Origin of the sequence: Microbacterium sp., from assembly GCF_049661145.1 — a bacterium.
Lineage (GTDB): Bacteria > Actinomycetota > Actinomycetes > Actinomycetales > Microbacteriaceae > Microbacterium.
Map to the genome: position 1 here is coordinate 1 of NZ_JBASZT010000042.1, position 11,423 is coordinate 11,423.

Below are 11,423 nucleotides of genomic sequence, written 5' to 3' on the forward strand. Positions count from 1 at the left end.
AGTCGGGCCTGCTCGCGCTCCGACTGCGCCCGCCGGGCGAGACGCTGCTGCGCGAGCGCGGTGCGCGCATTCAGCTCCAGCCGCACCTCTTGCGGGGTCTCGCTCGTCTCGGCGAGCACGCGCAGCGCCTGATTCAGGCGTACGGCATTGCGCTCGGCCGCATAGTAGCGGTGGCGCCCGTGCCACGACGGCAGCAGATACACGAGCCACAGGACAACGGCGACGAGAACGACGACGCCACCGCCGAGAACCTGTCCACCCATGGCCTCAACGGTAGGGCCGCCGGTCAGGTCAACGCGGCAGGCACCCCGCGTGTCTGAGGTTCACGTTCACCTTGAAGGTTTGCTATACCCCGCGACCGGCGGGCGCCGCTGCGCCTCAACCCACCCGATCCGCAGGCGGCACGTCCGCCGCGTGAACAGGCGCCCGACCCCCGATCCACCGCTGCAGCACCCCCTCCGGCACCTCTTCGCGCACGAGCGCGAACGCGTAGTGGTCGCGCCAGTCACCGGCGATGTGAATGTATCGCCGCCGCATCCCCTCGTAGCGGAAGCCCAGCTTCGCGACGACCCGCAGGCTCGCGCTGTTCTCCGGGCGGATACAGATCTCCATGCGGTGCAGGCCCAGCTCGCGGAAGCAGACGTCCGTCGCAAGCGCCACCGAGGTCGGCGTGATGCCGCGCCCGGCGAACCGCTCGCTGACCCAGTAGCCGATCGTCGCCGATGACAGCGAGCCGCGGGCGATGCCCCAGACGTTCAGTTGCCCAGCGACCTCGCCGTCGTACTCCATGACGAACGGCACTCCGCCACCGTCACGGTATTGCTGCAGCAGGCGCCGAATCCCCAAGCGCATGTCGAACGAGACCGGCCCGTCGGGGCTCGTCGCCTCCCACGGGCGCAACCATCCGCGGTTGCTCAGCAACTCGGATTGCAGAATGCGCGCGTCACGCTGTTTGATGAGCCGGATCGAGATCGGGCCGTGCTGCCGCGGCGCGGTCAGATCCACCGACGCTCCCTCATGCGGTCCCCTCCGCTACCCGACCACTTCAGACTCAGAGCGCCGCCGCGAAATCCTTGAGCCAGGGACGCAGATCGGGTCCGAGGTCCTCGCGATCGGCCGCAAGCTGCACGATGGCCTTGATGTAGTCGAGCCTATCGCCCGTGTCGTAGCGGCGCCCACGAAAGACGACGCCGAGCACACCGTCGGTGACGGCGAGCTCCTGCAACGCGTCGGTGAGCTGGATCTCACCACCCTTTCCCGGCTCTGTGCGCTCAAGGATGTCGAACACGTGTGGCGTGAGCACATAGCGTCCGATCACGGCGTAGTTCGACGGCGCATCCTCTTTCTTCGGCTTCTCGACGAGCCCGGTGACGCGGACGACCTCCGGGTCCCCGGTCGGCTCCACGGCGGCCGCGCCGTACATGTGGATGTGCTCGGGATCGACCTCCATGAGAGCGATGACGGTGAGGCCGGATGCCGCGTTCTCGGCGATCATCTTCGTCAAGAGCGGATCGCGCTCATCGATCAGGTCGTCGCCGAGCAGCACGGCGAACGTCGAGTCCCCGACGTGATGGCGAGCTCGGAGCACGGCATGACCGAGACCGCGAGGCTCGCCCTGGCGCACGAAGTGGATGTCGGCGAGCTCGGTGGATGCCTGCACGCGGCTGAGCTTGTCGAGGTCGCCCTTGTTGACCAGGTTCGACTCCAACTCGGGCACGGAGTCGAAGTGGTTGGAGATGTTGTTCTTGTTGCGTCCCAGGATGATGAGGATGTCGGCGATTCCCGCATCGACGGCCTCTTCGACGACGTACTGGATCGCGGGCTTGTCGACGACGGGCAGCATCTCCTTCGGCATCGCCTTCGTCGCGGGGAGGAAGCGCGTGCCAAGACCGGCCGCCGGAATCACGGCCTTGATGGGGGTGGAAGTCATGCCGCCACCCTACCGGGCGCGTCTGACCGATCCGCCCGGGCGGGCGAGGACATGAGCCCGGCCCCGCCTACAATCGGACCATGACCGACAGGATCGACGACGCGAAACGCGCGCTGCGTGCGGAACTCCGCGAACGTCGGCAGCAGCGGTCCGACGCCGCCCGCGCCGTTGCGGCAGCGGGCGTGAAGTCCCAGCTCGACGCCCTCGTCGACAGAATGGGCGCCCGTTCGGTCTCGTGCTTCCTGTCGACGCCCACCGAACCCGGAACCCACGAGTTCGTCGCCGACGCGGTGCGCCGCGGCATCCGCGTTCTCCTGCCCATCACGCGCCGGGACGGGCTGCTCGACTGGGCCATCGCCGACCCCGACGGCGACATCGCGGAGGGGTTGTTCGGCATGCCCGAGCCGGTAGGCGACGTGCTCAGCCCGCTGGCCGTGAACGACGTCGACCTGCTGATCGTGCCCGCCGCCGCCATCGACCGCACCGGCATGCGACTCGGCTGGGGACGCGGCTACTTCGACAAGACGATCGGCTCGATGGAGCGCTGCCCGCCCGTGTACGCCGTCGTGTTCGACTCCGAGCTCGTCGACGAGGTCCCCCGCGATGTCCACGACCAGCCGGTCACGGGCGTCGTCACCCCCACCCGCACCGTCGCGCTCGCTTCGAGCCGACGCTGACATCGCACCATCGCAAGACATCCGAGGATATATGCCCACCTACGCATACGCCTGCACGCAGTGCGGCCACCACTTCGACGCCGTCCAGTCGTTCTCCGACGCAGCCCTCACCGAGTGCCCCGAGTGCGGCGGTCGCTTGCGCAAGCAGTACGGTACCGTCGGAGTGACCTTCAACGGGTCGGGGTTCTACCGCACCGACTCGCGCGCCGGCGCTTCGTCCAGCGCGAAGAAGGATGCCGCGAGCAGCGCGGCGACATCCGCTCCGACTTCATCGAAGTCCGGGACCGCACCCTCATCCTCGCCCGCATCGTCGGGCTCATAGACCGGCGATCGCCGGAGACAGGGAGAAGCACCATGATCAAGGGCTTCAAGGACTTCATCATGCGCGGCAACGTCATCGACCTCGCCGTCGCGGTGGTCATCGGCGGTGCCTTCACGGCCCTCGTGAACGCGCTGGTGGAAGCCATCATCAACCCCATCATCGCGCTGTTCTGGAAGGCGGACGCCAGCGGCAACATCGGCATTCCCGTGCAGGGACTGTACGGGGAGGTCATCTTCCCGATCGGCAACCTCCTCACCGCGGTCATCACGTTCTTCGCGGTCGCCATCGTCGTCTACTTCGTGTTCGTGTACCCGATGAACGTGTTCAAGGAGCGCGCCGCTGCGAAGGCGGGCGTGTCCGAGGAGCCGGAGCTGCCCACGGAGCAGGAGCTGCTCGTTCAGATCCGCGACCTGCTGGAGAAGCAGCCCCGCCCCTGACGCGCGTTCCACGCTTCGACTCGCGCGTTCCACGCTTCGACTCAATAGTGCGGTGGCACGTCGCGACGCATGCGCTCGTCGTTGGGACCGGACGCCGGGGCATCCGCCGACGACCCCTGGGACCGTTCCGGGGCAAGCTCGGGAGCGGGATCCGTCCCGGGCGCCGGAGTCAGCCGCGCGCGGCGCGCACCGCGCACTCGCACAACGCGCTGGCGCGGAGGGTTCTCGTCACTCGACGACATCGATCGGCTGCGTCGCCGAGTCCGCCGCCGACGCCTCGGGCGGGGCGCCGAGGATCGCCGCGATGCGTGAGGCGACTCCGGCAGGGTCGCTGTACAGGTCGAACGCGTGCACACGGACGTAGTGCCAGCCCAGCCGCCGCAGCACCTGCGGCCGCAGCCGCAGGCTCTCACGCAGCGTCTCGCGGACGGTGTCGGAGTCGCTCTCCACCACAACGGCCTTGCCCTTGTACTGAGCGACGAGCGGCAGCCGGCCACGGTAGTCGACGTCGACCGAGACGCCGAGCGCGCGCAAGTGCCTGGCGAGGGTCAGGGTCAGCGGGTCGGCGAGATCCTCCAGCCGCGACTGCCGCGCCCGGGCGGCGACGCCGCTGAGGATCGACATGAGGGTCGCGGCACCCGACTCCAGCCTGCCCTCGTCGAATGCCGACGGGCGAATCGACGAGACGATCACCATCGATCGGCGTGCGCGCGTCATGCCGACCGTGAGCAGGCGCTCGCCGTCCGGCCCCGACAGGTCGCCGAAGTCGGTGAGCACCCGCCCGTGCTTGGTCAGACCGAAACCGAGCGAGAACACCACCCTGTCCCTGCTCTCGGCGACCGACTCCTCCAGCCCGAGCACGGCGAACGGTTCGGCCGTGTCGCGGCCGACGAAGTCCGCGACATCCGAACGTCCGGCGAAGGCCGCGGCCACACCCTGGCGCACCCTCTCGGCGTGGCGCACCGATGCGGTCACAACCATGAGCGACTCCGTCGGACGGTTGACGGCGTGCTCGACGACGAGGGTGACGACCCGGGCCACCTCGGCATCGGGGCTCTCGACCGCCCCGGTCACCGGGTCCGGCGTGCCGGTGCCGCCCTCGACGTAGTCGACGCTGAGGCTCCCCCGCCCGAGGTACGAGCCCGCCCAGGGAAGCGAGACGAGCCGGCCCTCATAGAACGCGTCATTGACGAGCTCGGCCAGGTCTTCGCCGCCGGCGCGATAGCTCCGCGTCAGCGTGTCGACGGGGATCAGCTCCGCGAGCCGCGAGAACACGCTGACCTCGTCGAAGTCGACGTCGGGTTCATCGTCGGCCGTCGGCGCTCCCGCCCCGACGCGGAACGGCGTGGGCTTCTGGGTCACCGGGTCGCCGAACACGACGACCTGTCGCCCGCGCCGCAGCGCGGGCGCCGCCTCGGCGAGGCAGAGGGCCCCGGCATCCGCCACGATGACGACATCGAACGGCGACGCGTCCGGAATCTGCGGGACTTCATAGGGCGACGCCAGCCACACCGGAGCGAGGGTCCGCACGAGCGCGGGAGCGGCGGCGACGAGCTCGGTGGCCGTCGCACTACCGGCGCGCAGCCGGTGCTTGAGCGCCGTCGCTTCGTCGGCCTCGTCGACGACCGCGATCTTCCACTTCGTCGCCAGTTCCGCCGCCAGGAGCGGCCCTGCCGATGCCGCGTGCGCCTCGTCGACGAGCCGGTAGTCGCGCTCCAGCCGGTCCACGACGGCCGTGTTCGCGCCGAGCAGGGAGCGGTCCGAGCGGAGCATCGCCTCCAGCGCCGACTGCCACCACGCGAACTCGAACTCCGTGGCGACGTGCTCTTCGGGCACATGACGCACCGACAGCTCGGTGAGCAGCTCATCCAGGCCCATCTCGGCGAGCTCGCCGCGCAGGGTCGCACGTTCGACGAGGTTGTCGAAGACGTCCGACTCCGCCGCCAGGCCGGCGAGCGTGCGCAGCAGGTGCGGGATCGGCAGCGACGCGAGTGATTCGGTGCGGCCGAGCACACAGTCGAGTCCGGCCAGGTCGGCGGCGACGCGCTGACACGCGCCCGCGACCTCATCCAGACCCAGCGGGATCTCGGGGACGACCCCGGGTTCGACCAGCTGCTGCCATTGCGTGCGCTGCTGCTGGACGCGCGCGAGCGACTCGTGCATGTCGGTGATGTGCATGCCCGGCCGCACGTACTCCCTCGACAGGGCCTTGAGCCGACGCCGCTGCGCACTCGACAGCGACGGCGAGTCGCGTCGCGGGGCGTGCGCCTGGACCAGTTCTCCGAGCGGGCGCTCGAAGACGGTGACGCTGAAGCGGTCGAGCGAGGAGCGGATGCCCTGGAGGAGCTGGACATAGGCGCCGAGCTCGGCCACCGTGGCGAACGGCCGCATCCGCGTCTGCGCGATGAGCGCGTAGCCGCGTTCCAGGATCGCCGGAACCTCGCGGCGGTGCAACCGACCGGCCAGGGCGTGTGCGTCTCGCGCATCCTGCGTCGTCGCGAAGGCCACGCCGTACCAGGGCGAGTCGTCGGGTCCGAATCGGAACTCTCCGAGACGCGCGGCCGTCGCGAGCGCGTGGGCGGCCTCGGCGCGGCGGGTGGCGAGGGTCTGCAGGGTCGCGAGGTCGAACCGTGTGGCTGCCGCCGGCTGCGGCGTCGCCGCGGCGATCCTCGTCAGAGTGCGCAGGGCCTCCAGCGGCGAGACCTCGACCCGCGGATGCCGCTGCGTGAGCGCATCGCGATAGTCGCGCAGCACGGCGCGGAGACGCACGAGCGCGTCGTCGACATCGGCGACCTTCGGCGGCGCCGCCTTCTCGTTGCGAGCGATGGCACGGATGAGGTCACGGTGCAGGTGTCGCGGCGAAACGGCGAGCCCCGTCAGTCCGATCCCTGCCAGCCGGTGCCGCACGCCGTCCAGAGTGGACCGGCGGGCGCTGACGACGAGCACGCGCCGCCCCGCGCGGACCAGTTCGCCGACGGCGTTGATGACGGTCTGGGTGCCCCCCGTTCCGGGCAGCGTGTGCACCGCGAGAGACTGGCCCGCGACGATGCGCGCGAGCACCGCCTCCTGCTCCGCGTCGGCGTCCAGGAGCAGCCGGTCCGCGGCAGGCGGGCGCTCGTCGGAGTCGACCGCGGGCGACAGCTTGCGCACCACCGACAGGTCGTCGCGATCCGCCTGGTGACCGGCGAGGGCCCGCAGAACGGGGTGGTCGAGGTCGCCGACATCGCGTGCCATCACGGAAGAGACGTCAGCGAAGGTCGAGACGACGAGCCGCGGCTGCACCGTGAAGGTGTCGACGTGTGCCGTGAGCGCGCGCAGGTGGTCGATCACCGGTTGCGGCTTGAAGACGCCGTTGTCGTAGGCGAGCTCGGCGAGCGCGCGACCGTCGAGGACGATGCCGAAGTGAGTCCGGGCGGCGTTCACGAGCTCCGGATTGACCGTGAAGGCCCCGTGCAGCTTCAGGTCGAAATCGGCGTGGTGCCGGCGGATCGCCAGCGGCCGCAACAGCACCGGCGCCGAATACGCGACGCCACCGATACGCCAGCCGGCGATCGCGACGGCAAGGTGCACGGTGTCGAGCCCTCGCGCGGTGCGCAGCTCGACGTCCTTCGCGGCGATGCGCTCCGCGGCGAGACGCGCCGTGCGAAGAGCCACCTCGTCGCGGAAGAGGTTGGACAGCAGTGTCGAGCGACCGGTGATGAACTGGGGCAGGCTGCCGGGATGCGCCTTGGTGATGTCGATGCCCGCGTCGACGGTGTCCGTGTAGCGCAGCAACGTGGAGCGTCCACCCAGTTGCGCGGTCTCTTCACGCAGACGCCCCCGTTCTGACTCGATGATCCGGGCGGCCGACACCCCCGGCTCTGACATATCGAGGTCGGCCGGAGTCGCTGAGTATCCGTGGTCAGCGTCGCTCACGCCTCGCACGGCACCGCCGTCTGGTCGCCACACACTGCACACCTTAGGCTCCGGCGGCCGCCCGGACGGGTTAGCGCCGCGGGTTTTCGCGTGATTGGGACCGGATCGGGCGGATGCGGCCATGTGAAGGGTCTGGCGACGCGCATCGCCCTCTCCCCAGCATGCCTCTTTCGCGAACTCTCCACAGTTGGGGCGTTCACGGCGCCGTGGCTGCGGTGGCCACGTCATCATGGGACGCATGATCCGGTCAGCCGCATACTCGGTGCACCCGACACCGATCGGCGAGGCCCTCGTCGTCGTCGCCGACGAGGGCCTCGCTTTCCTCCACCTGCTCGAGGTCGCCGTCGGCGCGCGCGAGGCGGCGCTCGCCGATATCGCCGGTCGGCTCAGCGCCGTACCGGTACCCGACGACGACGCGACCGCAGTGGCGACGACGCAGCTCGATGAGTATTTCGCGGGCATTCGTCGCGGCTTCGATCTGCCACTGGATCTCGGCACTGTCGACGGGTTCGCGCGCCGCGCTCTGGAGGCGATTCGTGAGATCCCGTACGGCGAGACCGCATCGTACGGTGAGGTGGCGATCATGGCCGGCTCGCCCGGTGCACACCGGGCCGCAGGTTCCGCCTGCGCCCGCACACCCCTCTCGATCGTGCTGCCTGTGCATCGGGTCGTGCGCAGCGACGGGTCGATCGGCGAGTACGGCGGGCATCCGGAGCGCAAGCGCTTCCTGTTGGACCTCGAGGCTCACGCCATCGCCGCGGCCCCGGCATCCGCCACCGACTCCACCGCCGTGTAGGCCGGCTGCGGAGTCGGTGACGGATGTCAGTGCATCAGTGCGATACCGCCTTCTCGGCGCCGTGGCCGGTGAGCGAACGCACCTCCATCTCGGCCGCCTTGCGCGGATCCTCTGCCCGACGCGATGTGACCGAACCGAGCCAGCCCAGGAAGAACCCGAGCGGGATCGACACGATGCCGGGGTTGTTCAGCGGCCAGATCGCGACGCCGACGTTCTTGAAGACGCTCGTCTCGGTTCCCCAGAACACCGGCGAAAGCGCGATCAGGATGATGGCCGCGGCCAGCCCGCCGTACATGCTCCAGACCGCGCCGCGAGTCGTGAATCGGCGCCAGAACAGCGAGTAGATGATCGTCGGCAGGTTTGCAGATGCCGCAACAGCGAAGGCGAGCGCGACGAGGAACGCGATGTTCTGACCCTGTACGCCGATGCCGCCGAGGATCGCGAGCACGCCGATGATGATGACGGTGCGCCGGGCGACCTTGACCTCGCCGTCGGGCTCGACCTTGCCCTTCTTGATGACGTTCGCGTAGATGTCGTGCGCGAACGACGCCGCCGCCGTGATGGTCAGGCCCGCCACGACCGCGAGGATCGTCGCGAACGCGACCGCCGAGATGAACCCGAGCAGCAGCGGTCCGCCGAGCGCCTGCGCGAGCAGGGGGGCTGCGGAGTTGACGCCGCCGGGCGCCGCCTTGATCACGTCGGGGCCGACGAGAGCTCCCGCGCCGTAGCCGAGGACGAGGGTGAGCAGGTAGAACAGGCCGATCAGCCAGATCGCCCACACCACCGAGCGCCGCGCCTCTTTCGCGGTGGGCACCGTGTAGAAGCGCATCAGCACGTGCGGCAGGCCGGCCGTGCCGAGCACGAGGGCGATCGCGAGCGAGATGAAGTCCCACGGGTTCTTGCCGTACTGCAGGCCGGGCCCGAGGATCGCGTCCTTCGGGTCGGTCGTCGATGCGGCGACGGCGGACTCCAGCAGCGTGTTGAAGTTGAAGCCGTTGATCGCAAGCACCCAGATGGTCATCACGATGGCACCGCCGATGAGCAGGAACGCCTTGACGATCTGCACCCAGGTCGTACCCTTCATGCCGCCGATCAGCACGTACACGATCATCAGCACGCCGACGACGGCGACGACGATCGACTGCCCGATCTGCTCGTGGATGCCCAGCAGCAACGACACGAGGCCTCCCGCCCCGGCCATCTGCGCCAGCAGGTAGAAGAAGCAGACCGCGAGAGTCGTGATGGCGGCCGCCATCCGCACCGGACTCTGCTGGAGCCGGAACGACAGCACGTCGGCCATCGTGAACTTGCCGGTGTTGCGCATGAGCTCCGCCACCAGCAGCAGCGCGACGAGCCACGCCACGAGGAAGCCGATGGAGTAGAGGAACCCGTCATATCCGTTGATCGCGATGGCACCGCAGATGCCGAGGAAGGATGCCGCGGACAGATAGTCACCGGCGATGGCGAAGCCGTTCTGCGGGCCCGTGAACGAGCGGCCGGCGGCGTAGTAGTCGGCCGCCGTCTTGTTGTTGCGGCTGGCGCGGATGACGATGAACAGCGTCACCGCGACGAACGCACCGAAGATCGAGATGTTGAGGACAGGGTTGTTGTCGGCGGTCACCGTGGCCGCGGCGGTCAGCGCCCTCATCGCACCGCCTCCCGGGCCTCGAGGTCGGCACGGATCTCCGCCGAGAGCGGGTCGAGCCTGCGGTTCGCGTACGAGACGTAGCCCATCGTGATCGCGAACGTCGTCACGAATTGCGCGAGCCCGAGGAGCAGCCCGATCGTGACATAACCCGACACCCGGGTGGACATGAACTCCGTTGCGAACGAGGACAGCAGCACGTAGGCGAAGTACCAGACGAGGAAGGCGACCGTCAGAGGCCAGACGAAGCTGCGATGTCTCCTCTTCAGGTCGACAAAACTCGCCGACTCCTCGACAGCGATGTAGTCGATACCACCGGGTGCGGTGGTATCGGGGGGCGGAACGGACATGTGGCCTCCTTGCCTCATGCGGTGCGGACAGTGCACCTCCGAACGAGCACGGTCCGGTCGGCATCGACCGGCCGCGTGGTATCCTCGACGCTACGAAAACGCGTGACGCCGATGTCACCCCCGGAAGTAGGTACGCGATGGCAGTCGGGGTCCTCTCCTCCGACCAGGATCTGCTGGCGCATGCCGTCGGTGATCTCGCCGGCCGCACTGGTCTCCCCGTCGCCTTCGGCGGGTTCGAACGCACGGGCGCCCTTGAGGTGACCTCGGTCGTGGGATCGCGCACGCCTTACCTGTCCGGCCTCGTCGTGCAGGCGAGTCGCGGGCTCGGCGGCCGGGCCCTCGTCGAGCGTCGTCCCCGGCTCGCGCTGGACTACCGTTCGTCGCGGAACATCACCCACGACTATGACCGGGCGGTGCTCGGCGAGGGGATCGCGACGCTGTTCGCTGTCCCTGTCCTCGTTTCCGGACGCACGCGGGGGGTGCTGCACTGCGGCTCGTGGGCGCAGTCCTCCTTCGGCGAGCAGATCGCCCGGAGCGCAATGCAGGTGGCGTCGGACCTTGCGACAGAATTGCGGGTGCGTGACGAAGTGATCCGCCGCATGTCGCTACTGCCCCACGTGGAACCGGCGCCCAGCCTTGACGTCGCCGCCCGCGAGGAGCTGCGGGAGGCGTACGCCGAGTTGCGCCGGATCGGTGCGGACGTCACCGATCCGGCGCTTCGAGAGCGCCTCGGTGAGATCGAGCGCCGCCTGGCCGCCCTGTCACGTGACGGCGCCGCGCCGGCTGAGCAACTCGACGTGCGGCTATCGCCGCGCGAGACGGACGTCTTGGCATGTGCAGCGCTCGGTCAGACGAACGCCGAGGTCGCCGTCACGCTCGGGCTGCGCGAGGGCACCGTGAAGTCGTATCTGCAGTCGGCGATGGGCAAGCTCGATGCGGGGACCCGGCACGCCGCCGTGACGAAGGCACGCCGCGCAGGCCTTCTGCCCTAACGCGAAAGTCTCGTGACATGACCCAGATTTTCCCGCCCCACGGCGCGGCAGCGCCACTGAAAAGCTGATGCGAAAGTCTCGCCTCCCTGGGCAGGTTCTTCTTGCCCCACGGCGCGACTGCGCCCCTGAAAAGCTGACGCATCCCCGATAGGCTCACCTCATGGCCCGTAGAATCGTGCATCAGCTCGTCGACGACCTGGACGGCACCGTTCTGGGGGTGGGGTCGGGCGAGACCGTGCTGTTCTCCCTCGACGGCACGGCCTACGAGATCGACCTCACCGAGGAGAATGCCGCCGCCCTGCGCGCCGCGCTGGAGCCCTACATCGCCGCGGCGCGGCCGGTGACGGCACGTGCCGCCT

At 69.2% G+C, this 11,423-nt stretch carries 11 protein-coding genes and 1 pseudogene; 6 read left to right on the forward strand and 6 right to left on the reverse strand.

Annotation, left to right across the window (positions count from 1 at the left end):
• The 3 genes and pseudogenes from WBP48_RS01835 to galU all read right to left on the reverse strand — a co-directional run.
• Nucleotides 1–263, reverse strand: a pseudogene (locus WBP48_RS01835) (large exoprotein); the annotation flags it as partial.
• A gap of 115 nt (nucleotides 264–378) precedes the next feature.
• Nucleotides 379–1,005 (reverse strand): GNAT family N-acetyltransferase, encoded by a 627-nt coding sequence (locus WBP48_RS01840; protein ID WP_424435215.1) that lies wholly within the window; start codon nucleotides 1,003–1,005, stop codon nucleotides 379–381.
• 46 nt (nucleotides 1,006–1,051) lie between these two features.
• Nucleotides 1,052–1,930: a UTP--glucose-1-phosphate uridylyltransferase GalU gene (galU, locus tag WBP48_RS01845; protein ID WP_424435218.1), complete on the reverse strand. Its 879-nt coding sequence runs from the start codon at nucleotides 1,928–1,930 to the stop codon at nucleotides 1,052–1,054.
• A gap of 80 nt (nucleotides 1,931–2,010) precedes the next feature.
• Between galU and WBP48_RS01850 the strand changes: the two genes are divergently transcribed.
• The 3 genes from WBP48_RS01850 to mscL are packed head-to-tail and all read left to right on the forward strand — an operon-like array spanning nucleotide 2,011 to nucleotide 3,366.
• Complete coding sequence (locus tag WBP48_RS01850) at nucleotides 2,011–2,607, forward strand: 5-formyltetrahydrofolate cyclo-ligase (RefSeq protein ID WP_424435221.1); 597 nt, start codon at nucleotides 2,011–2,013, stop codon at nucleotides 2,605–2,607.
• Nucleotides 2,608–2,638: 31 nt separating this feature from the next.
• Entirely contained in the window at nucleotides 2,639–2,929 is a 291-nt protein-coding gene (locus WBP48_RS01855) for an FmdB family zinc ribbon protein (protein WP_424435224.1), read from the forward strand.
• 32 nt (nucleotides 2,930–2,961) lie between these two features.
• Nucleotides 2,962–3,366 (forward strand): large conductance mechanosensitive channel protein MscL, encoded by a 405-nt coding sequence (gene mscL, locus WBP48_RS01860; RefSeq protein WP_424435226.1) that lies wholly within the window; start codon nucleotides 2,962–2,964, stop codon nucleotides 3,364–3,366.
• A gap of 228 nt (nucleotides 3,367–3,594) precedes the next feature.
• On the opposite strand, the gene WBP48_RS01865 is transcribed toward mscL, so the two are convergent.
• Nucleotides 3,595–7,323 (reverse strand): AAA family ATPase, encoded by a 3,729-nt coding sequence (locus tag WBP48_RS01865; protein WP_424435229.1) that lies wholly within the window; start codon nucleotides 7,321–7,323, stop codon nucleotides 3,595–3,597.
• Between the two features lie 196 nt (nucleotides 7,324–7,519).
• Here WBP48_RS01865 and WBP48_RS01870 point away from each other — a divergent pair, with 196 nt between their 5' ends.
• Nucleotides 7,520–8,077, forward strand: coding sequence for a methylated-DNA--[protein]-cysteine S-methyltransferase (locus WBP48_RS01870; protein ID WP_424435232.1), 558 nt, complete (start codon nucleotides 7,520–7,522; stop codon nucleotides 8,075–8,077).
• A 34-nt stretch (nucleotides 8,078–8,111) separates the two neighbouring features.
• Here the strand turns inward: WBP48_RS01870 and WBP48_RS01875 are convergent, their stop codons facing one another.
• Both WBP48_RS01875 and WBP48_RS01880 read right to left on the reverse strand, forming a co-directional pair.
• Nucleotides 8,112–9,725 carry a solute symporter family protein gene (locus WBP48_RS01875; protein ID WP_424435235.1) on the reverse strand — a complete coding sequence of 538 codons (1,614 nt, stop codon included), beginning with the start codon at nucleotides 9,723–9,725 and terminating at the stop codon, nucleotides 8,112–8,114.
• The gene (locus WBP48_RS01880; RefSeq protein WP_424435238.1) at nucleotides 9,722–10,072 is read right to left on the reverse strand and encodes a DUF485 domain-containing protein; all 351 of its coding nucleotides are present in this window, start codon (nucleotides 10,070–10,072) and stop codon (nucleotides 9,722–9,724) included. Before WBP48_RS01880 ends, WBP48_RS01875 begins: the two co-directional genes overlap by 4 nt.
• Nucleotides 10,073–10,209: 137 nt before the next feature.
• Here WBP48_RS01880 and WBP48_RS01885 point away from each other — a divergent pair, with 137 nt between their 5' ends.
• Both WBP48_RS01885 and WBP48_RS01890 read left to right on the forward strand, forming a co-directional pair.
• Entirely contained in the window at nucleotides 10,210–11,064 is an 855-nt protein-coding gene (locus tag WBP48_RS01885; protein WP_424435241.1) for a LuxR C-terminal-related transcriptional regulator, read from the forward strand.
• Nucleotides 11,065–11,224: 160 nt separating this feature from the next.
• Nucleotides 11,225–11,423: histone-like nucleoid-structuring protein Lsr2 (locus tag WBP48_RS01890; RefSeq protein ID WP_424435244.1), on the forward strand; the 199-nt coding region annotated here is incomplete at its 3' end.